This is a genomic window from Roseovarius conchicola (assembly GCF_041403425.1).
Lineage (GTDB): Bacteria > Pseudomonadota > Alphaproteobacteria > Rhodobacterales > Rhodobacteraceae > Roseovarius > Roseovarius conchicola.
This window is the reverse complement of the sequence record NZ_JBGEHK010000003.1, coordinates 570509-592053: the sequence shown is the minus strand read 5'-3', so window position 1 is coordinate 592053 and position 21545 is coordinate 570509. Positions and strand designations below refer to the sequence as shown.

The following is a 21545-nucleotide window of genomic DNA, read 5'->3' as shown; positions in this document are numbered from 1 at the left end:
AAGACCATCGAAACGCGACGCTTGCTCCACCGCAAATCCGCCGCATAATCACAACAACCAGATGCGCCAGACCCTCTCTTAGCTCAGGCCGCCATCTGTCCCAAAATCCCTGACGACGGACACGATGGACAAGTCCGGAAGTTGGCCGGTGCTCAGGCGAATGTTCCAGCGATACGCACCCGCGCCTGTTTGCATGCAGCGTGCGATGACAATGGAAACGGTGAACTCGTCGTTGATGATGAGAGTATCTGCATTGTGGCTTTGAGCGACGTCTCCGCCAACGGCTTCGACCCCGGCGATGATGTCCCGGACGATGTCGGAATGCAGGCCGCGCAATCGTCTGTTGATCTCAATGTATCGGTAATCTCTGTCAGGCTTGAAGCCGACGAGGCTGTAAGCACGCAACAGACTACCAAATCTGTTCTGATAGGCCCCGCTTGATGGAAGCTTTGGCGCTTCATTGATGACAAAGCCCGAGAGATACCCGTTTTCCTCCAAAACCTCGTTCAGCCGATCCAGCATTTCATCGTCGGACAACACATGGGAACGGGCTGCAATAATTGCTCCTGCAGCGTTGAACAGGTTGGCGTCAACAATTGCTTCAAAGGCACCAACAGCGCGGACCCAATTTTCCGGATCATTCCGGACATGGCGTTTCTTGAGTTTGAAGGAATTGCGGTTCCAGAGATTATTCCCGATGTATTTTTCGTTGGTCAGAATTTGGCGAACAACCGCCGGTGACCAATCCTGATCCAGATCAGTTCGGATGCCGCGTCGGTTCAGGTCTGACGCAATCTCAGCTTCAGACCAACAATCATTCACAAACCTCAAGAAGATCTGGTTTACTATAGCGACTTCATCAGCCGGACCCGGAACAAGCGTAATCCGGTCGGTTTGAATACTCTTGTGCTCACCTCGCGACAGAATGCCCTTGGTACGACCGGCTTCATCGATCAACATGCGCCGCAGCCCGAACCCAGGTGCGCCGCCTTGCCGGTAGCCCAACTCAATCAGTCGGCGCTGGCCTGCAAAGACCTTTTGCGACAGCTCGCGACTGTATTCGCCAGCCATCGCGCGCTTGACGCCTTTCACAATGGTGGAAACGGGGCTTCCGTCGTTTTCGAATTGCTCGGCGCAATACTCGACTGAAATGCCAGCGCGCTTGCAGATATACTCATAATAGGCGCTTTCATCCGCGTCCTGGAAGCGCCCCCAACGGCTGACATCGTAAACGAGAACAGTTCCGAATTCGGTCTGACCAGTTTCGATGTCGTCGATCAATTGCGATAGGCCTGCGCGGCCTTGAATTCTCAATCCGCTTTTGCCTGCATCAGAATAGGTTCGGATAATTTGGTAGCCGCGTTCATCGGCATAGCGTTGGATAGCGTCGGCCTGGTTTTCGGTCGAGTATCGCTGGTGCTCGGTCGACATACGAACGTATTGGGCTGCGTTCCGGCGTTTGTCTCCGTCTGATTTGTTATTTGGCCAACTCAATGACGTGGCCCTCCATATTCAAATTCGTAATTTTGCGCAGCTGTTCTGCGATTCCTTTCACGAACTTATCGGAAGGGAGACGGAAACATGTTTCATAAAAAGGGCAACATCTTCCATGGAGGCAGCCAAGATCTGGTTTCGGCTGTAGAATATCGAGAGGCAGTTAGGTCTGCGCTGACCTATGAACTGGGAGGCGCGGGCCGGGCGGCGAAAGCAACGATAAAGTGGACAGGAGTAAGCGAAAGGACCGCAAAGAACTGGATAGCCGGTTCATACGGCCCAAGTGGTGAGCATTTGATTGGTTTGATGAAGCACTCGGACGCTGTGTTGGATGCGATTCTGGGGTTGGCTGGGCGCAATGAAGCTTTGGCGATGGAGCGCGTGCGGATTGTCAGGCGTGAATTGGTAGAGGTTCTGAAAATGCTTGATGAAGTATGTGTATCACAAAGTGAAAATTAACCCGGAACCTGGATATTTAATGGTTTTCTTGCAGTGGAAAAAAGCTTTGTCGAAAAAGGAAAAACTGTAGTCGGCGAACTTTCTAATAGTTTTTATAAATCAAACAGATAAGATATCGAAAAAGGAAAGATCTCGTGTCATTTCACATAATAGCTAAGACTATTTTCCGCACCCCTTACATATTTGGCTACTTGGTTTGGGGGACATATGGGGGAGCGTAACCGTCTTCGTGTTGCCAAATAGCACCGTGTTTTCCGGTTTGCAGATGCGGAAATTAACCACTTTGTGTCGGTCCACGATCCAACCCCATTCCCGCGCGCGTTGATGGGCTTCATAAATCCCGGGCTAAGTTCTTCACTGGCGTAACGAGGTTCCGGTTTCTGAGGGTTTTTGCCCTCCCGCCCGCATCGCGATGCTGAGTGGCGGCCCATGACAGCGGCCATTCTCTGCACGCGCAGAATCTGTACGCTTTCAATGTCGGCAACGCGGACAAACTCGACATTCACCTTATTTTTCCAATGGCGGCTTTTTGCATCATCGCGTTTACAGCGGAAGTCTTGGGCGACCGGTCGGCTCTCATTGACTATGGACACTTACTTACTTGATGGGGAGAACCTCCCAGCATTCGTCAGAGCGAATTAACAGCATTCGTGCGACCTCCAGGTGCTTTCTCATAGCGCTGGCCGCCATATCGGCACGCCGTCTCATGATAGCGCTTAATATTCTGCGATGGTGCTCGTTGAGCGCTTTGGTTTTCCCGGCATCCAATATCTGCAACCGCGTCAGCATCCATTCTTCTGTCCGCCTTATGTCACCTATTTTTTCAACCATCTCGATCAGCAGGCTGTTATGTGTGCACTTGACGATGGACTGGTGAAACTCGATGTCTAACTCTGCAAACTTTCTCAGGTCGTTCCCGCAATTGTCCATGCCTTCGCACAGAAACGAGATACCTTCAAAATCCTCATATCGCCCGTGAAGGACTGCTAACATGCATATATATGGCTCAAGCGCGTAACGGGCTTCCATAAGTTCCAGCGGCGAAGCGATATTTGTTTTTGAGGGATCATCGCCATCAATCGTCGCGATGACATAGCTCCCGCTGTTTGGGCGGATTTCAACAAGCCCTCGTTCTTCAAGATAGATCAGCGCTTTTCGAATGGTACCACGAGAAACACCAAAGGTTTTCGACATCTCTCTTTCCGGGGGAAGGCGGTCGTTCAGAGCAAGCTCGCCATTCGTGAAAGACCGCTTGAGCTGCGAGACAATGTAGCGCCATTTTCTATCTGCCAGCCTCATCGTTCCGGCCTCCGGTCAGAGTTTTTTGCCCCAATTGCGCGCCGTGTAAAGGCAGGCACATCCCAGAACGACAATCATCACGATGGCCAGAATATGTGCCCCTTCAAAACCCCAGAAATCAGACATGGTGGCACTCCTTGTGCTCAGTAAAGGCCCGTTTCGGCCATGCGTTCGACACCAAAGCGACTGATCCGGAATTTCATCAGGATCTTGTTCTCCCCAAAGTGACGGCCGTCATCGAGGTCATCTTCCATTTCCTCGATGAGCGCGCCGGAATAGAGGTCGGTCAACGTCGCGCGGATTTCACCCTTCCAATAGTCGCTGCTGCGATGATACTTTTCAAAAACCTGCTGCATGATCTCATAATCCCAAAGACCGCGATTTTCGGCATCGGCCAGCAGGCGAAGCACAAACCCTTTCATATGCAGATGACTGTAATCTGAGTCCGGGTGGTGGGTTTCCAATATCGGTTCGTCCTGCCCGGTGGGGGTGCGGACAACTTCGACAACATCGGCGGATTCTGTGACCATAAGAAACCCGCCTAACACTGTCAGAGTGAGGCCCAGCAGGAAGTTCCAGTCGGGAAACTGGAAAGCGAATAGTGCAAGGAAGATCACCGCAAACACACCATAAAGCGCGCCGATGGCCTGACCGCGACCAACCCCGATCAGGGGGAAGGACTTGTACCAGGCCACATAGCAGAACCCGAAAGATAGCCCGGCCAATAACAGCCAAAGCACGGCCCAGAAATTGAATGTGGCCCGGGCAACCTCGTAAACCGGGGTTTCAAAGAAGAATGCCATGGCAGGCAACAGAAGGAATATCCAGTAAATCACCTCGGCTGCGAACCGGATGGTGATGCCGACATCGGGGTCGGTGATGTCCAACGCACGGCCCGCCACCGCGCCTTCGACCCCCCAGCCAAACGCGGCCATCGCACCCCCAAGATAACCCAGCCAGACAAGATCACTGGCCGAGGCGCTTTCCCCGGCAATGCCGGGTGCAAATATTGATACACCGCCGATAACAATGACCAGAATGCCCATGGCAGCGCGAAGGGTGATGTTTTCATTGTACCAAAGCCGCGCCAAGGTTGCGCCTACGATCGGGTATAAAAGCGCCGCAACGGCAGCAAAGATCGGGCCGACAAAACCGATGGCTAGATATGACCCGAACAAGGCGCAGGGGCCGCCAAAAATGGCCCCCAAAAAGAACCAGACAGAGACTTTTCTGAATTGGCGGAAGGTTCTGAAGAACTCTCCGAGTTTTTCAAGCGAAGCGAGCCATAACAACAGGAACAGCAATACGCCTAAGGCGTTCATCGCTGTTATGACCGCGGCTGCTACCAGAAATTCATCGGTGGTTTCAAAGCTCATCGACGAGAATGGGGGAGCGCTCCAAACGGCGGTGCCGGGCAGGTACCATGCCCCCCAGAACACCGCGCACCACAGGGCCCAGATATAGCCCCAGCGCACGCTGAGCGTTTTGTGCCGGGCGCGGGCTTGTTCAATTTGGCTCACAGCAATCTCCTGCTGGTTGGAGTGTCGGGTCGCGCGCCCGGCTTTTCAGGCAGGCGCACGGGTTTTCTTGCTAAGGCCTCTCGCCCCGTCAGGAATGGGTATTAGATTTCTGCGGATCGTAGATCGGCGTTTCGGCAATCACGGCTGTTGTGGACACGCCATCGCCTTCCACCTGAACAGATGTATTTGCTGCGGAATTGGCGAGCGTGATGTGGCCCAATGCCAGCGATTTACCCATCCGGTGCGAATAAACGGGCGAGTTGACAACGCCAACCTCCTGACCGCCAATCAGCAGTTTTTCACCACCTTCCAGCGCCTCGCCATGGTCGATATCCAGTGTCACGACAGCGATCTTTTCCTTCCCCTTCGAGGCCATGGCGGCCTCTTTGCCGCGATAATCACTGACCTTGGAAACGGCCCATCCCAGCCCGACATCCCAAGGGGTGTTTTCTTCGGTCATGTCATAGGGATAAAACAGAAGGCCCGCTTCGACGCGGATCTTGTCGAGGCAGGTGAAAGAACAAGGCATGATGCCAACCTCGGCACCCTTTTCGACAATCTGGTCCCAGATATCGGCGATATGTTCGGCGCGCGAGAAAATCTCGTATCCGCGTTCGCCGGAATACCCGGTACGCGAGATGATCGCCGGATGACCAAACAGCTCGGTTTTGACCTGGTGGAAGTAGCCGAGGTTTTCCAGATCGGCGGGTGTATGCGCCGTCAGGAAGCTGGTGGATTTCGGCCCCTGCAACGAGATGTCGTGCAGATCATCATCAAACTCGATGGTGACGTCCTTGCCTTCAGCGGATTCTTGCAGCCGCTTCATGCACTGGCCTGATCCGTGCACGACCAGATATTCGTCGGCCCCCAGATTGAAGATGATCGCGTCATCGCAGATCGTTCCGTCTTCAGTCAGGTTGGGCCCATAGGCTGAACGGCCCGGGCCGATCCTGGTCATGTCGCGGGTGATGACATGGTCGACCACCGCCAGCGCATCGGGGCCACGCACGAATATCTTTCTCAGGCCCGAGACGTCAAATAGACCCGCGGCGGTGCGCACCGCATCGTGTTCATCTTCCGGGTTGCTGGCATATTCCCATGCCACATCCATCCCGTTCCATTCGCCCAGGTCCGATCCCAGTGCGCGGTGACGGCTTTCCAGCACTGAATGGCGTGTAACTTCATCAGCCATGTGTAGTCCTCCTTGGTTTCATCTTCAGTTGAAATGACGCTCAAGCGCGTCGGTCAGCTCAAAGAGATCGACCGTCGTGCCATAGGTTGCGACGTTGAAAATCGGGGCATCGGGGTCCGTGTTGACCGCGATGATCGTATCGACATGTTTCATGCCAAACAGGTGCTGTACCGCACCGGAAATCCCCAGCGCCACGTAAAGCTGGCAATTCGAGGCTACCTTGCCTGACTGCCCCACCTGGTGTGGTTTGGGCAACCAGCCGCTGTCGACGATGGGGCGCGAACATCCGAATGTGGCCCCCACCTTGTCGGCCAACGCTTCGAACCTTGGCAGGTTGTCCTGATCCTGAATGCCGCGGCCCACGGACAGGATGAAATCGGCCTTGGTGATGTCGATATCCGACGGTGGTGCCTCTTGATATTCCACATGGGTTGAGGCGCCTTCGATGGTGGTCACATCCAGATCAATGGGTGTGACGCTGGCCGATCCTGCGGCCTCGGGCGGGATAAACGTGGCGCCTCGCAGGGTCAGAACCACGACGCCTTTGCCGGAAAAGCCCATCTCCATCTCGACCTTGTTGCCATAGGCCGAGCGGGTTGCGATCAACTCATCCCCGTCATGCCCCAGAATGAACACATCGCTGGCAAAGCCCGACCCAAGTCGCGCGCCAACCGCCGCCCCGTAAGCCATGCCGCTGGCGGTGTGGCCGATCAGAACCACCGAAGGTTTACTTTGGCCTCCGGCACTTACGATCGCCTCTTCATAGACCAACGGATCGAAGTGATCGGTCGGGGTGGTCACGGTCAGGATCTCATCGACCCCTTCAAGGTTCACCCCGTTGGAGAGCGCGTCAGGATCAGTTCCGATCACCAGCACCTGCACCGGCCCGCCGACCTGCTCTTTGATTGTGGTGGCGGCCCCGACAAGCTCGGCCGAGATATCCTTCAGGACACCGTCAAGCTGTTCAGCAACAACAAGAATTCCCGGCATGGCTTATTCCCCTTTCTTCTCGCGAATGAGTGTTGCGATCTGTTCGGCAACTTCCTCGGCGGTACCTTCCAGCATCTGCGCCTTTTCCTGCACGGGCGTGTACATCTTGCGCACGCGATACCCGCCACCGCCGTCGATCAGGGCAGACCCGTCCACCACTTCAAGCGGTTTCTTCTTGGCCTGTTTGATCATCCGCATGGTGGCGTAACGCGGCGTGTTGGTGCCGGTCTGGATCGCTAGTACAGCGGGCGCCGGCATGGTCAGCACATGGCGCGTGCCCCCTTCCAATTCACGAACGACCGTCATGTCACCCGCGCCGTCCCATTCGACCGAGGCAATGACCGACCCGTGCGGCATCCCGAGGATGCGGGCCAGTGCTGTGCCGGTGGAGCCATGCGCGTGATCGGAACTTTGCGTGCCCGACAGGATCAGATCGGGTTGTTCGGCGACCGCGATTCCGGCAATGGCCCGGGCAATGGTGACCGGATCCGCGTTTGCCAGCCGGTCATCCCAGACCCGCACGGCGCGGTCTGCACCCTTGGCAAGAACCTTTCGCAGTGACTTTTCAGATTCCTCGGGCCCGATGCTTACAGCGATGACCTCGCCGCCACCGATGGCCTCGACCAGCAGCAGGGCCTGTTCCAACGCAGCATCATCCCACTCGTTCAGATCATGCTCCAGATAGTCACCAACAATGTCGCAACCATCGGCAGTGAATTCGTATTCATCGCCCAGCTTGGCGGCATGTTTCACCGTAACCAGAACACGCAGCCCTTCTTTGGCCGGGGCGGTGTAGCCGCCCAGATCAGCCGGCGCGACAGGTGCCGGATTGTCCCAATCCATCACGGTCAGGTCAGGCAGCGCGTCGGCCACCGGGGTCACCGGGGCTGGTGCTTCGGGTTCCGGTTCAGGCACGGGGGCCTTGGCCAACGGTGCTTCGGGTTCTGATGTCGCTGGCCCTTCGGGCGGTTCAGGTGTCGGAGGCGGGGCAAGTTCTGGGGCTACGGGCGCAGCCGGGATAGCCGCCAGTTTGGCGGCCAACACCTCGTCCAGCCGGGTGGCTACAACCTCGGCAATCCGGGTGGCGATGGCATCGGTCAGCCTGTCGGCAATCGGTGGCAGGTCTTTCAGGGTCAGGCTTTCCAGCTCGACCGCTTCGGCCACCAGTTCTGCGATATCCTGCACCACGAATTCACTTTCATGGCCGGAGGTCTTTCTTGCGTCTTCAAACATGGTCAGATCCTTTGGACAGCACGTCACAAACACGTCGATCCCGCCAAGTGACGATGCCTCGTGCATCCGGTTCTCGGAGGGTTTTTCAATTCCGGGCGGATCGGGGATCCAGATACGCCCGCCACCAGCCCCGCAGCAGAAGGAATTGTCACGGTTGCGCGGCATCTCGATGATGGTACAGCCGATCGCCTCCAGCACCTCGCGCGGGGCGTCGTAGCCCCCATTTAGGCGGCCCAGATGGCAGGGGTCGTGGAAGGTCACGCGTCTGTTCAAAGGTTTGGTGACCTTGAGCTTCCCCGAGCGAAGCAGGTCGGCCAGGACCGAGGAGTAATGTTCAATCGGCGGCGTCTGACCGAATTCAGGGTATTCGTTCCTGATGGTGTTGTAGCTGTGCGGATCGGTGGTGATGATCCGGCTGAACTCTTTCACACCGGTCAGGGCTTCCAGGTTTTCCTCGACCAGGGTTTCATAGAGCCCCTCTTCGCCCACCCGCCGCACATCGTTGCCGGAATTGCGTTCGCCTTCGTGCAACAGGGCAAAATCATTTCCAGCCGCCTTCATCAGAGAGGCAAAGGCGCGGCTGACTTTCTGGTTGCGCGGATCGAACGAGGCATAATCGCCGACGAACCACAGGTCCTCGGCCGGGGTCTCGCGGATATCCTTGACTTCAAACTCCAGTTCGCGCGCCCAGGCCGAGCGTTTGCGGCTGCTTTCGCCAAAGCTGTTGCCAGTCGACGCAATCGTGTCGAGCGTGCCCTGCAGGAGCGGATCCATTTCCCCACGATCCACCAGCTGGCGGCGCATCTGAACGATCATGGCGGGATGTTCGATGCCAACCGGACAGATTTCCTGGCAGGCCCCGCAAGAGCGGCAGGACCACAGGGTTTCGGCGTCGATCACATCGCCGATCAGATCGATGCCTTCGCTGGGGCATCCTTGCGCCGCATCGTTGTGCAAACGCAGATCAAGGATCAGATCGCGCGGAGAAAGCGGAAAACCTGCGTTGCGCGCAGGACAGGCCTCGTGACAGCGCCCACATTTGGTACAGGCGTCGAAATTCAGCATGTCCTTCCACGAGAAGTCGGAAATGCAGGCGACACCGGCGGTTTCTTTATCCTCGTCTTCGCGCGGGAGGCGGGCCAGTGGTTTTTCGGTCCGCGTCGATAGTGACCCGAGCACAGCGATGATATGCTTGGCCTTGTATTGTGGAATTGAGGCGACGAAGGCCAATGCCAACAGGCCGTGCATCCACCAATTCGCCTCCCGGATCGAAGCGGCGGTGGCCTCGGACATGCCGAGAGCGGCAAACAGGTTGGCCAGCATCAGCCCAACCGGTGACCAGATGGCCCAATCCGGCCGCTCCATAAACAGTCGCACCGCTTCCTGCAGGAATCCCGTAAGGACGATGATCATCAGAACCGTCATGAAGCCCCAATCTTCACGACGCCATGTCTTTGCCGGCTCACGCAGTTCTGTCTCGCCGCGATAGCGGCGGATGTAATCGAGTTTGGCAAGATTGAACGTGGCACGCCGCCACATCATCATTGCGATCCCGATCAGCAGCACCAGCCCCCCCAGATCCACGATCAGGCTGAATAGAAGATAGAAATCGCCCTTCCAGAAACGTACACCGAACAGTGGATAGACGATGTCATAATCCAGCGTGATGATCGCTGTGCCAATAAAGGCAATCGTGAAGCCGAAGAAAATGGCCATATGGGCGTACCCGGCGTATTTATCCCTTCTTTTCAGGGTTCTGTGGGTCAGAAGATCACCGATCATGCGGCGTATGCCATTGGCAAGTCCGCCCAAAGAGGCGTGCGGTGCACCACGCCGGTACTTGGCGATATGACGCCAAAAACCCCACAGGAAAATCGCAATCGCGCTGAAACCTATGACATAGAACACCAGGACGGCGTTGTGGGTCAGGGACCAGAAAAGTTCGCGGGTTTCCAACGGAGTCTTCCTATTGATTATGGTGAGGGTGTCGGTGCGCCGTCACCAGCGCACCAGGCTTGTTCAAGGGGGGCGGTTCAGCCCTGCACTTCGCGATCGGTGATCTTGGGGAAGGTTTCCTGGCCCCAAATCTGACGTTCACGGATCCATGGCTGCGCTTTCTGAGGGTTCTCAGCCTCGAACTCGCGGGCGATCCGGTGACCCGAGAAGATCGCATCGGCCAGCAGGCCCGGGGCGTAGCAATCCCCGGCGGCATAGACGCCCTGAATCTCGTTCTCTTCCCACTCGGATTTGCGTTCCTTGAGCTCGCGGAACAGCTTGTCCTGCGGCACCCGTTCGGTGATCGCGATCAGAGTGTCGAACTCCATCTTGATCACATCGGTTCCAACCCGGCGCGGCATCTTGCCAAGCGTTGGCCCGCTGTCGCGTTTGTAGCCGTCACGGAAGAGATAGTAGATGTCGGCGACGCCTTCTTCGACTTTTTCACACCAGTGCAGGGTTTTCTCGTGAATGCCTTTCTCGTACATCATCCGATGAAGGTTCGGCGCTTCCAGAGTAAAGTGGCTGTAAGGCGCAACCGATCCCAACGAGGTAATCAGTTGCACATCCTTGCCCGCGTCGGCCATCATTTCAGCCATCGACACGCCGGTATAGTACCCATCGGCATCCAGGATCAGCACGTGCTGGCCAACTTCCTTACCTTCATAGATCTGGTCCGGCGTGCAGATGTAGGGAAGTGACGCATCCAACCCCTCAATCGGATCATGGGTCACCGAGCTGGTGCCGTTGGTCGACCATTTCGATCCGGTGGCGATCACCACCTTGTCTGCTCCGTATTCCAGCACATCATCGGCAGTCATTTCGCCAATACCGGTATGCACCTCGACATTCTTCAACTTGTCGAGTTGAATCTGACGGTAGGTCGTCAGCCGCGCCCATTCGCTGAGGCCGGGGTATTTCATGATGTTGTTGACGCAACCGCCAACTTCGGCACCGGCTTCACGCAGGTGAACGTCATAGCCGCGTTCACCCAGAACGCGTGCGGTTTCCATGCCAGCCGGGCCCGCGCCGACGACCAGAACCGAGTCGTCCGTGTCGACTTTGTTGAATTTCTCAGGATGCCAGCCACGACGGTATTCTTCGTTGGACGTGGCGTTCTGGGTGCAGATCATCGGTGGGCCGCCGATTTCCCAGCGCGAGATGCAGACGTTGCAGCCAATGCACTCGCGGACATCTTCAATCCGGCCTTCATCGATCTTTTTCGGCAGGAACGGGTCGGCAATTGACGGGCGCGCAGCGCCAATGATGTCCAGCTGACCGGACTGCAGACGCGCGGCCATGTCGTCGGCACTGGTTTCGCGACCGACCCCAAGCACTGGAATGTCGCACAGCTTCTTAACTTCTTCAGTCCATGGCAATTGGTGGCCAGCCTTGTAGAATCTCGACGGGCCGGCGTCTTCTCCCCATTCGGCGATGTCACCGATGTTGACGTCCCAGAGGTCCAGAATGCCTTCCTTGGCAACCAGTTCGACGAATTTGAGCCCGTCATCGCCGGTCTCGACACCGCCAGGGCCATAGAGCGTATCAATGGCAAAGCGCGTCGCGATGGCACAGTTGTCGCCCACGGCCTCTTTCACTGCGGCCAGAGATTCAATCCAGAACCGCGCACGGTTTTCGAACGATCCACCATAGCCGTCCGTCCGCTTGTTGTGGAAGGGCGACAAGAACTGAAGCGGCAGATAGGAATGGCCACCATACACATAGACGATATCAAAACCGGCCTGCTCGGCGCGCTTGGCCGCCTCGGCATACATGTTGATCAGGTCCTTGATGTCATCTTCGTCGCATTCGTGTTGATATGTCAGGTATTCAAACTCGGATGCGCCGCTGGTCGGTCCACGCGGGATGGCACGGCTTTCGAGGTTTGGTGCATGTTGGCCACCGGCCCACATTTCAATTCCCCCCAATGCGCCGTGCTTGTGCAACTCGTCATTCAAATGACGCAGGTTGATCACATCGCCTTCGTCCCAGATTCGCGCCGATACACGGTGTGTGTCATCGGATTCAGGCCCGATCGAGCAATACTCAGTGCAGCAGGCACCCCAGCCGCCTTCGGCTTTCATGGCGCGGTTGGCCGCCTGGGTTCCGGGCTTTTCACTGCCAGCACCAATGCAATGCGGCACCTGGTAAAAACGGTTTTTCAGGGTTTTCGGGCCAATCTTGATCGGCTCGAACAGACAATCGTGTTTAGGGTTGCGTGGCATCTGGCTACTCCTTTGGTCAGACCGGAATATTCCGGCGTTGAATGAGATGGTTGGGTTTCCCCGGAACCTGTTCTCTGTTCGCGCGCAGTCATTCAGTTGTTTTGTCTGGCCCCACCTCCCACGAGCAGGGCCGCCGCAAGAAACTTGCGGGTGTCGTCAAAAATCGAAGGTTTCTCCCCGCGCCAGCGGGCGAAGAGCCGGCATTTCACCGGGTCGTCATGTGCAAGGGCATCAAGGGCACCGGCGGTTTCAGCGGCAAACGCCCTGTACCGGGTTTGAAGGTTGTCCTCGTAAGTGTCCCAGTGCAGCGCCTCCATCCGTAGATGGAACAGCGAACTGCGTGCCCGGCGCGTAACCTGCATGGAGGCTATGAAATCCGGCGCTGCCCCCCAGATTCTGAGCGCCTTGGCAAAGCGGCGGCGTGCACGGGTTTTACGCCCAGCGTGCCGGTCAAGCAGGGCAAGATTGGCGAGCGTAGTGGCACGTCGCGGGTCAAGGGCCGTAAACCTGAAGGTTGCAATCCACCACGCACGTCGCCAGACCTGAGCCGCCAGGGCGATATCACCGCTTTCAAACGCAAGATTGCCTTTTTCCTGCAACCGCTCCCAATGTAAATCGGCCCGCGCCCATCCGGCGGCGCGCGCGGCCTGCATTTCGGCATCGGTTGGGTTAGATCCCCAAGTATGCGGCTCTGACGTGCTCATTGTTGTGGAGCTCCTTTGCGGGGCCTTGGAGGGCTAGGTTTCCGGTTTCCAGGACGTAGGCGTAGTCGGCGAGTTCGAGGGCGAGCTCGGCGTTTTGTTCGACCAGGACGACGGTCATGCCCTGGGCGCTGATCTCTTCGATGATGACGGCGATCTCCTCGACGATGACGGGCGCAAGGCCCATGGAGGGTTCATCCATCAGCAGAATCTTGGGGTCGCTCATCAGGGCGCGGCCGATGGCCAGCATCTGTTGTTCGCCACCCGACATGGTCTTGGCCCATTGGGTGCGGCGTTCCTTCAAACGTTTAAATTTGCCAAAGACCATCTCCAGATCGGCCTCAACCGCGTCCTTGTCACGGCGCAAAAAGGCACCGGTGCGCAGGTTTTCCTCGACCGTCAGATCGGGAAAGATACGGCGGCCTTCGGGGACATGTGCCATGCCTTTGCCAACGATCTTGTCGGCGGGCAGATGGTCGATGCGCTCGCCATTGAACAGGATTTCGCCCTTCGACAGTTTGGACAGGCCCGACATGGCGCGCAGGGTCGTGGTTTTGCCCGCCCCGTTGCCGCCAATGATGGTCACCACCGCGCCGTCCTCGACATTGATCGAGATATCGCGGATCGCACTGATCCGGCCGTAATCAACCGCGGCGCCTTTCATCTCAAGCAACATGGCGCGCGCCTCCCAGATAGGCCTCGATGACCGCCGGATGGTTGCGGATTTCCTGCGGGCCGCCTTCGGCCAGGAACTTGCCAAAGCTCATGCAGGTGATGGAGTCACACAGCCCCATGATCGCATGCATGTCATGCTCGACCAGCAGCAGGGTGATGCCGCTGCTGCGCAGCTTTTTCATCAGTTCCATCATCTGTTTGGTTTCTTCGGGGTTCATGCCGGTGAAGGGTTCGTCCAGCAGCATGATGTCGGGCCGACAGGCCAGCGCCACCGCCATGCCAAGCGCCCGCTGATGACCATGGGGCAGATCACTGGCCAGATTGTGCTGAAACTCCATAAGGCCGAAGAATTCCAGCGCTTCATGTGCCTTGGCCTTGGCGCCGCGCTGATCATGGGCATCCTGCCCGGTCAGCGCGTTCCAGATCGATGGTGGAAATTCCATATGCGTACCCACCATGACGTTTTCCAGCACCGTCATTTCGGCAAAGAGCGTGGAATGCTGAAAGGTGCGCACGACACCGCGATGGGCCACTTCGTGCATCTGCAGGCCTGCGATGCTTTCCTCGCGCAGGATGATGTCACCCTCGGTCGGTTTGTAGTAACCCGAGATCATGTTGAACGTGGTGGTCTTGCCCGCCCCGTTGGGGCCAATCAGCCCATGGATCGTGCCCTTTTCAACATTAAAGCTCAGCCCGTCGACGGCAACCAGTCCACCAAAGCGCATCGTCAGGTCCTTGATCTGAAGCAACGGAGCGGTCATGAGCGGGCCTCCTGCGATACACGCTTGCGTTTCACGGCGGTCTGCGCGCGCTTGACCAGGCTTTCCAACCCGTCCGGCAGGAACAGGATCGACAGGATCATGATCGCGCCATAGATCAGCGGGCGCATTTGCTCGAACCCCATTTCACGCAGGACAATTTCATTGAGAATGGTCAGCACAATGCAGCCGAGGATCGGCCCATAGAAAGTCGCGGTGCCACCGACGATGGCCCAGGTCAGGACAAAGACCATGACCTCGACGTCAAAGCTGTTGGGATTGATTGTGCCGATGTAATGCGCCAGCAACCCGCCCGAGAGCCCGGCAAAGCTTGAGGCTAGGACAAAGGCCAACGTCCGGTAGCGGCGCACATCAATGCCCGACGCCTGTGCCAGTTCATCCTGCCAGTGCACCGCATGGAACGTCATGCCCACCAGGGATTTTTCGATCCGCCACAGGATCCACAGACTGGCTGCCACCACGACCAAAGCGAAGTAGTAGTAGCTCACCGGTTCGAAGAAATCGAAGTCATAAATCCCGATCGAGAAATCGGGCATCGGGTCGATCCCCTTGATCCCCTTGGCCCCGCCGAACGGGTCGCGAAAGCGTTTCCACAGCAGGCGAATGATCTCGGCCGAGGCAAAGCTGCCAATGAGGAAGTAAAAGCCCTTCATCCGAAACAGCGGGAAGCTGAGAAGGAAGGCCACAAACCCGGCCATCAGCGCACCCAGGATCATCGAGACCGGCACGTAGAATCCCAGCCGCTTTGTCAGCAAGGCCGAGGCATAGGCCCCCACCCCCATGATCACCACATGGCCCAGCGACCATTCCCCGGTCAGGGTCATCAGCCGGTAGGAAACCACAAGCAGGATATTGATGGTCAAAAAGACCAGGATTTCCTGCTGCGAGAAACTTAAACCATGCGGCAGCGCAATCAGCGCAGCAATAAGAAGAAGGAATGTCAGCAAATTACGCACGATCAGCAGTCCCAAATAGGCCGGTTGGCTTGATGATCAGAACCAGCAGCATCAACGACAGGCCAGTGATGTCGGCCACAACACCGTCCCAGAAGGTGGTCACGAAGGTGTGCACAAAAGCATAGGCCGCTGAGGCCACCACCGCCCCTTCAAGCGAGCCCACACCACCAACGATCACCACGATAAAAGCAGCAATGATCACCGAATGACCCATATGTGGATTGACCGAGATCAGCGGTGCGGTCAGCGCCCCGGCAATCCCAGCCAGGGCCGCCCCGATGAACATGGCAATCTTGGCGGTCTGATTGATGGAAATTCCCTGCAACGAGGCAGCTTCGGGGTCCTGTGCACTTGCGCGCAGCGCCCAGCCGAAGCGGGTTTTGGTCAGAAACAGCCACAGTGCACTCAGAAAACCGAAGGCGGCCAGAATGACGTAAAGGCGTTGCATCGGTAGGTGAATCTTATCGGAGAAATGGATGACCTCCTGCGTGACAGGGGGCACAAAAGCCATACGAACCCCGAAAACCATTGACGCCAGTGCCTGGAGGATCATCAGGAACCCGATCGAGGCCACAAGGCCACCCAAAGGGTTGGTCTTGAGCGGTCGAAACATCGTGCGCTCCATAAGCAGGCCGATGCAACCGACGAAAACCAGACCGATGGCCGCCACCAAAATGAAGGGAAGTTTGAAGCCGGAATAGAGGGCGACGACCACATAGGCCCCGACCATGAACAACTCGCCATGCGCGAAGTTCACGATCCCCATCACGCCAAAGATCAGCACAAGCCCGACCGCAACAAGCGAGATATAGCTGGCCGAATAGAGGGCGTTGAGCCCGGTTTGTAAGAGCAATTCAAGCATGGTGACTTTCAGAAACTTGGAAAATGCGGTGCGGCAGATATCTGACCGCACCGCCAGTTGGGGAGATCAATTCAGCCGCGCTGATCCCACATCTGATCATAGGCCTTCATATGTTTGACCAGTAGATCGCCGTGTTTGTCGTACCAGGCAGGGATGTTGCGGAACTCTTTGATCCTGGCCTTGCCGCTCTCGATGGCGACCACCGGCCAGTCGCCGACCAGCGCATTGTCGATGCCAAACAGCTCGTTGCCCCACCAGTCTGCATCGCCAAAGGCGTGTTTGCCCCTGCCATCTTTCATCGCTCCCAGCACGGCATCCGGTTCGGCCGATCCGGCCTTTTCCGCAGCGGCCTTCCAGAGGTCCATGATCGAGGCATATTCCCAGCTCACCGCGCCCCATTGTCCGGGGAAACGTTTGTTGAACTCGAAGAAGAAACCGTTGGGATCTTCGAAATTGATGTTTTCGGCATTGAGCGCCATGTCATCGAAATCCGGGAACTGGAAGACAAAGCCTTCCATGAACTCTTCCGATGTTTTCTCGATCATCTGGTCGTAGAAATCCGCCGTGCAGCTGATGATCTGACCTTTGTAGCCTTGCTGGAACAGCTGCTCCGCAATCGGATGCACATAATCGGAATAGCAGGTGTCCAGGCAGACGATATCGGGATTACCCGAGATCAGTTTCGTCACCACAGGTGCAAAATCCGTTGTCGCCGGGTCGAACAGCAGCGGATCATCCAGCATCTCGATCCCCGCCGCCTCGAATGCCGCCAGATAGGTCGCCACCGAGGGCAGGCCCAATGCATCATCCTGTGCACACATCACAGCAGTTTTCAGGTCAGGCTTGTTCTCGGCCAGCCATTCCACGCCGGTCACATTGTAGATCGGATGCACCTCGGCCGGCGCAATCAATGTGGTGGTGTCCGGACTCAGGTCGGATGGCAGGAGAGTCGAGAACAGCATACCGGTCTTGTCAGCCACCGGCTGTACCCCGGGCCAGGTATCACCACCCAGCATCATGATAAAGCTGACGCCATCTTCGCGGATCAGTTTGGTGGCCCCGGTGCGGGCCTTTGCAGGGTCATATTCATTGTCATAGCCCACGAACTCGACCATGTAATCGCCATCGGCCAGCTTGATGCCACCTGCAGCATTCACCCGTTCGGCCCAGATTTCACAGCCATCCAGCCCCGGCTTACCCCAAGCCGCGACCGGACCGGTCAGCGGAGCAAGGAAACCAATCTTGATCACCTTGTCTGCGGCATGGGCCAGGCGTGGAAGGCTGGTGGCCGTGGCTGCGGCTGCGGTGGATTTCAGAAACGTACGGCGAGTGAGCCCCGGTCTCATTAGGTTTCTCAACATTCTATTCTCCCATGTTGTGCGCCCACTGTTTGGGCAGAAAGGTCTTGGAGGCTGATGCCGGCTTCGTATTTGGCCGCTTACACACCCAGACAGAAATCTACCAAAAGTGCACCAATATTGACCTTATTCCTACTAAAAGGTTACCAATAAAGACCAATATGGCAATGATTCTCTAAAATTGTCCCATAATTTACTTAATTGGTATTTTTTGGTATCTAAATTCGCCGCGATGTGCTTGAAAATGCGCAACATCCCAAATGAAGGATTTTTGCAAATAAGACTGAATTTCGACCAGAGGCTCTTGCATTTTCAGATCATCGGCCGATCTGATGGGTGAGAAATGGTCGAGTTCCAGCCAAAGCGAATCGTATTTCGGCAGCATAGAAGGGTTGCTATTCTGGAACTCTTTGAGGCTAGTCAGCAGCAGCACACAGGGTGACAAAAAATATGGATGCAAGACATGACTTTCATTGTCCGCCTTGGAATCTGGACACAAAAATCAGAAAACCTATTGCTCCCAAAGCAAGGGCCTTCGCAGACACCCTTTTTGCCAACATAGTTGACGGAGATTTCCGGTATGGCACCCGTCTGCCGGCGGAACGCATTTTATGCGAAACGTTCAATCTGTCACGCAACACTGTGCGCCAGGCCCTGGCCTTGCTGGGCGAATATGATGTGATTGAACGCATACCCGGAAGTGGATCGGTTGTAAGCTATCGGCCGCTTGTCGCAGAATTTAACAACGAGCCTGCGGATGATACCTTGAATGGCGCTGTTGTTAACCTCACAGAAATTGGTGAAATCACCAGCCCGCTCGAGTTGGGTGTGGTGCGCTCGATCATTGAGCCAGAAGTGGCAAGGCTTGCCGTCCTATCTATGACATCTCGCGACATTCAGAGGATGAATGATATTCAATCTGAGATCGAACAGGTCACCGTGGACGGGGCGCGGTTTTGTGCGCTTGACGATGCGTTACGCATGCAGATCGCCGAAGGGACACATAATCCGTTGCTGATCGTGGTCTATAAAATGATCAACCACGTGAACCAAAATGCCGATTGGGCTGCCCAGCGGAGCAAATCACTCACACCTGGGCGCATAAAGGAATACAAGCTGCAGAACAGATCCCTGTGTGAAGCCATCAGCAATCGCGAGATGGAAGCGGCTGTCGAGAATCTCAAGCTATCCTTGGCAGAATTTCATCAGGACTTGATGCGCGGCCCCTGACCCATTGCGGATTCGGCCTTGGCCTCCTGCTGTTCAAGCAACTGATCCCACATTTGCCCATACTCGCGCATGTATTTGACCAGCAACGCGCCGTGTTCGTCCCACCAATCGAGAACAGGGCTGATTTCTACGATCCGGGCCTTGCCCTCTCTGATCTCAACCACTGGCCATGAACCGACCAACGCGTGGTCGATTCCAAACAGTTCTTTCCCCCACCAGCGCGCTTCGCCAAATACGTTATGGGCAAACCCGCCCATTTTGATCGCGGATAGAACTGCAAGTGGTTCAACGGTTTGAATGCGTTCCACAGCGTTCCGCCACATTTCAAGGATTGAACAATAAATCCAGGATACCGCGCTCCATTCGCCGGGGAAGCGTTGGTTGAACTCCTCGAAAAACTCGTGCGGGCGCCGGAAGTTAACTCTCGGATCTTCAAGCGCTGGATCATCGAAATCCGGGAATTGAAACACAAAGCCTTCCATAAATTCGGCGCTGGTTTTCTCTATTAATTCTGGGTAGTTATCACAGGTACAAGATAGGATTTGCCCGGAAAACCCTTGTCGATACGCGGCTTCGGTTAAAGCGTGGACGAATGGCTCATAAGATGTCGTCCAGCACAAAATGTCCGGGTCTGACTGCATCATCTTTTTGACAATGGCATTCATATCTTCGACGGGACAATCATAGGTGATGGTGCAGGTGACTTCTATGTCGGCCGCTTCAAATGCCGCCAGATAGGTAGAAAGAGATGGCAACCCCATCGCATCTTCCTGCGCGCAGACCGCGACGGTTTTCAGGTCCGGGCGCGTCTTTTCCAGCCAGTTCACACCCGTCACAACGTATATCGGGTGCACTTCACAAGGCGCGATCAGATAGGGCGTGTCCGGTGACAGATCGCTGGGCAACAACGTTGTCGCCAGCATCTTGCTGCGGGTCAGGAACGGGCTGATCGCCGGTACTGTGTCACCACCAAGCATCAAGATGATGCTGACATTCTTTTCAAGCACCAGATAACGCGCTCCGACAACCGCCCGAACCGGATCGTTTTCACTGTCAAATGTGACGATTTCGACAAGACGTCGGTGGTTTCCGATGCGAATGCCCCCTTCGGCATTCAGACGGTCGGCCCAAATTCGACAGCCTTCAACCCCCGGAAGCCCCCAGGCAGATGAATCGCCCGTTAACGGAGTGAGTATCCCGATGCGCACTTTTTCTTTGGCAAGCATATCAATTTTGGGCAAGCGCGCTGCCAAGGCAAGGTCTGCACCAAATCTGTATTTGCTCATAAAACAGCCAAATCCTGGAAACTACCTCGCGAGACTTCCAGTCGAATTGCTGAAAGTCAATGATGACCGGAGGCCCACCTACGACGTAAACCGGGTCGTACCTCAAGAATTTGCGATGTTACAGGGGCATGAGATGCCGACCTTCGGATATCGTCCACGTGTGTGCGAGAATGGCGTTTTACTCGAACGCAGCTCGCAACAAGAACTGTTGGATCAGAAAATCAATCAGGTCAGGCAGCGAACTAAAAAATGCCCGAGGATCACCATCGTTGCTGCGCCAAGAGGGGAGAGAAATCCCTCGTAGCCTTTCGATCGAGCTAGCAAAGCTTCGCTGCAGTGCGGAAGTTGCTTGTCTGCTGAACCTGAACGGACATTTGCAGTTCGCATCGCACTTTCGATTGGCAGCAAGGCGCAAAGCATGCTCATTCTACCGAGGCAGCTTTGACCTGAGCTTCGTGCAGGTCCATCAGAAAGTGGCTACGCCGCCACCCAACGACGTAGCTGGTCACATCTGGCGCATCATCTTATTGCTCTGGAACAAATGAAACAGGAATCGTCTGGATGCGTCGGTGGCTTATGAATGTGCGCCCTAGCTCCGCGACGGGAAGATGCCCTCCAGCGCGATAATGTAGTTGATGCACAGCGTCGGCTGCATGTTCTCGTGGGATTGCCCACCGCCCGTGTCGGCGATCGTGGTTGGATTCAGCGCAACGGTCGGCGTGGTCGTTGCCGAATAGATCGAAGAGCGGGCCAACAGGTCGCCCGTCGGGCGATCATTATCTGCCGGTGCATTCAGGACATTGAGCTCGTGGCCATGCGGCGGCATCTGGGCTGTGCTGAGGGTCACCTCCTCGACACCAACCTTATCGCCGATCTCGCGTGACGACAGGCCCGGCCCGTGGCCTGCATGCATCGGCACCCGGCTGCGCAGGTCCGGCAGGGCAAAGGTGGTGCGTCCATCCCCGCCATAAGTTGTGCCGAGAATGCTGAACAGCGAGGAATTGGACGAGATTGGCAATAGTTGTCCATCACAAAATGCCCATCCACGCGGCGCGAAATTTCCACCAAACAGCATGATCTGCGCGATAAACGGTTCCATCTGAGGTCTCCAGTAAGCTGTGTAAATCATGACATCGGCCTGACCTGAGAGAGCCCTGCCGATAACCCCAGAGTTAGCCCCCGGCGCGGTCACATTCTGTGTCTCAGCGCACAGAGCGGGTTTATTTTTGGCGCTACCCCTTTCTCAGATCAGCAATAGCCGGGCGAGCAAGCCGTGCGCGAACGCAGCGAA

Annotated in this window: 18 protein-coding genes; 2 read left to right on the top strand and 16 right to left on the bottom strand. The window is 56.3% G+C overall.

The genetic code is table 11. The features are described 5' to 3' along the window. Positions 1-78: 78 nt before the first annotated feature. A complete protein-coding gene (locus V6N02_RS12060) occupies positions 79-1494 on the bottom strand; it encodes a recombinase family protein (protein ID WP_371225833.1) in 1416 nt (471 codons plus the stop codon). Between the two features lie 87 nt (positions 1495-1581). Here V6N02_RS12060 and V6N02_RS12055 point away from each other — a divergent pair, with 87 nt between their 5' ends. Then, on the top strand, positions 1582-1953 hold the full coding sequence (locus tag V6N02_RS12055) for an XRE family transcriptional regulator (protein WP_371225832.1): 372 nt from the start codon (positions 1582-1584) through the stop codon (positions 1951-1953). 597 nt (positions 1954-2550) lie between these two features. Here V6N02_RS12055 and V6N02_RS12050 read toward each other — a convergent pair. The 12 genes from V6N02_RS12050 to V6N02_RS11995 form a co-directional block, all read right to left on the bottom strand. Further along, entirely contained in the window at positions 2551-3252 is a 702-nt protein-coding gene (locus V6N02_RS12050) for a FadR/GntR family transcriptional regulator (protein WP_371225831.1), read from the bottom strand. A 143-nt stretch (positions 3253-3395) separates the two neighbouring features. Beyond that, positions 3396-4772 carry a DMT family transporter gene (locus V6N02_RS12045; RefSeq protein ID WP_371225830.1) on the bottom strand — a complete coding sequence of 459 codons (1377 nt, stop codon included), beginning with the start codon at positions 4770-4772 and terminating at the stop codon, positions 3396-3398. 88 nt (positions 4773-4860) lie between these two features. Continuing rightward, the gene (locus tag V6N02_RS12040; protein WP_371225829.1) at positions 4861-5964 is read right to left on the bottom strand and encodes an aminomethyl transferase family protein; all 1104 of its coding nucleotides are present in this window, start codon (positions 5962-5964) and stop codon (positions 4861-4863) included. A gap of 24 nt (positions 5965-5988) precedes the next feature. Further along, positions 5989-6954 carry an electron transfer flavoprotein subunit alpha/FixB family protein gene (locus V6N02_RS12035; protein WP_371225828.1) on the bottom strand — a complete coding sequence of 322 codons (966 nt, stop codon included), beginning with the start codon at positions 6952-6954 and terminating at the stop codon, positions 5989-5991. 3 nt (positions 6955-6957) lie between these two features. Further along, positions 6958-10143, bottom strand: coding sequence for a heterodisulfide reductase-related iron-sulfur binding cluster (locus tag V6N02_RS12030; protein WP_371225827.1), 3186 nt, complete (start codon positions 10141-10143; stop codon positions 6958-6960). A gap of 77 nt (positions 10144-10220) precedes the next feature. Beyond that, the gene (locus tag V6N02_RS12025) at positions 10221-12407 is read right to left on the bottom strand and encodes an oxidoreductase (RefSeq protein WP_371225826.1); all 2187 of its coding nucleotides are present in this window, start codon (positions 12405-12407) and stop codon (positions 10221-10223) included. 92 nt (positions 12408-12499) lie between these two features. Continuing rightward, entirely contained in the window at positions 12500-13111 is a 612-nt protein-coding gene (locus V6N02_RS12020) for a tetratricopeptide repeat-containing protein (protein ID WP_371225825.1), read from the bottom strand. Beyond that, positions 13077-13784: an ABC transporter ATP-binding protein gene (locus V6N02_RS12015; protein WP_371225824.1), complete on the bottom strand. Its 708-nt coding sequence runs from the start codon at positions 13782-13784 to the stop codon at positions 13077-13079. The genes V6N02_RS12020 and V6N02_RS12015 overlap by 35 nt, the downstream gene beginning before the upstream one ends. Further along, the gene (locus V6N02_RS12010) at positions 13774-14544 is read right to left on the bottom strand and encodes an ABC transporter ATP-binding protein (protein WP_371225823.1); all 771 of its coding nucleotides are present in this window, start codon (positions 14542-14544) and stop codon (positions 13774-13776) included. The genes V6N02_RS12015 and V6N02_RS12010 overlap by 11 nt, the downstream gene beginning before the upstream one ends. Continuing rightward, on the bottom strand, positions 14541-15518 hold the full coding sequence (locus V6N02_RS12005) for a branched-chain amino acid ABC transporter permease (protein ID WP_371225822.1): 978 nt from the start codon (positions 15516-15518) through the stop codon (positions 14541-14543). The genes V6N02_RS12010 and V6N02_RS12005 overlap by 4 nt, the downstream gene beginning before the upstream one ends. Beyond that, positions 15511-16431 carry a branched-chain amino acid ABC transporter permease gene (locus tag V6N02_RS12000; RefSeq protein WP_371225821.1) on the bottom strand — a complete coding sequence of 307 codons (921 nt, stop codon included), beginning with the start codon at positions 16429-16431 and terminating at the stop codon, positions 15511-15513. The genes V6N02_RS12005 and V6N02_RS12000 overlap by 8 nt, the downstream gene beginning before the upstream one ends. A gap of 20 nt (positions 16432-16451) precedes the next feature. Beyond that, entirely contained in the window at positions 16452-17726 is a 1275-nt protein-coding gene (locus tag V6N02_RS11995) for an ABC transporter substrate-binding protein (RefSeq protein ID WP_371225820.1), read from the bottom strand. Positions 17727-18176: 450 nt separating this feature from the next. On the opposite strand from V6N02_RS11995, the gene V6N02_RS11990 reads away from it, so the two are divergent. Then, positions 18177-18968, top strand: coding sequence for a FadR/GntR family transcriptional regulator (locus V6N02_RS11990; protein ID WP_371225819.1), 792 nt, complete (start codon positions 18177-18179; stop codon positions 18966-18968). Here V6N02_RS11990 and V6N02_RS11985 read toward each other — a convergent pair. The 3 genes from V6N02_RS11985 to V6N02_RS11975 form a co-directional block, all read right to left on the bottom strand. Further along, positions 18944-20254 (bottom strand): ABC transporter substrate-binding protein, encoded by a 1311-nt coding sequence (locus tag V6N02_RS11985; protein ID WP_371225818.1) that lies wholly within the window; start codon positions 20252-20254, stop codon positions 18944-18946. The two genes, V6N02_RS11990 and V6N02_RS11985, sit on opposite strands and share 25 nt — an antisense overlap. 225 nt (positions 20255-20479) lie before the next feature. Continuing rightward, positions 20480-20680, bottom strand: coding sequence for a hypothetical protein (locus V6N02_RS11980; RefSeq protein WP_371225817.1), 201 nt, complete (start codon positions 20678-20680; stop codon positions 20480-20482). 163 nt (positions 20681-20843) lie between these two features. After that, positions 20844-21353 carry a phage tail protein gene (locus tag V6N02_RS11975; protein ID WP_371225816.1) on the bottom strand — a complete coding sequence of 170 codons (510 nt, stop codon included), beginning with the start codon at positions 21351-21353 and terminating at the stop codon, positions 20844-20846. Between the last annotated feature and the right edge of the window lie 192 nt (positions 21354-21545).

Coding starts and splice junctions, on each gene's coding strand:
- V6N02_RS12055 (WP_371225832.1), top strand. CDS start 1,582: ATGTTTCATAAAAAGGGCAACATCTTCCATGGAGGCAGCCAAGATCTG.
- V6N02_RS12050 (WP_371225831.1), bottom strand. CDS start 3,252: ATGAGGCTGGCAGATAGAAAATGGCGCTACATTGTCTCGCAGCTCAAG.
- V6N02_RS12040 (WP_371225829.1), bottom strand. CDS start 5,964: ATGGCTGATGAAGTTACACGCCATTCAGTGCTGGAAAGCCGTCACCGC.
- V6N02_RS12035 (WP_371225828.1), bottom strand. CDS start 6,954: ATGCCGGGAATTCTTGTTGTTGCTGAACAGCTTGACGGTGTCCTGAAG.
- V6N02_RS12025 (WP_371225826.1), bottom strand. CDS start 12,407: ATGCCACGCAACCCTAAACACGATTGTCTGTTCGAGCCGATCAAGATT.
- V6N02_RS12020 (WP_371225825.1), bottom strand. CDS start 13,111: ATGAGCACGTCAGAGCCGCATACTTGGGGATCTAACCCAACCGATGCC.
- V6N02_RS12015 (WP_371225824.1), bottom strand. CDS start 13,784: ATGTTGCTTGAGATGAAAGGCGCCGCGGTTGATTACGGCCGGATCAGT.
- V6N02_RS12010 (WP_371225823.1), bottom strand. CDS start 14,544: ATGACCGCTCCGTTGCTTCAGATCAAGGACCTGACGATGCGCTTTGGT.
- V6N02_RS11995 (WP_371225820.1), bottom strand. CDS start 17,726: ATGAGACCGGGGCTCACTCGCCGTACGTTTCTGAAATCCACCGCAGCC.
- V6N02_RS11985 (WP_371225818.1), bottom strand. CDS start 20,254: ATGAGCAAATACAGATTTGGTGCAGACCTTGCCTTGGCAGCGCGCTTG.
- V6N02_RS11980 (WP_371225817.1), bottom strand. CDS start 20,680: ATGAGCATGCTTTGCGCCTTGCTGCCAATCGAAAGTGCGATGCGAACT.
- V6N02_RS11975 (WP_371225816.1), bottom strand. CDS start 21,353: ATGGAACCGTTTATCGCGCAGATCATGCTGTTTGGTGGAAATTTCGCG.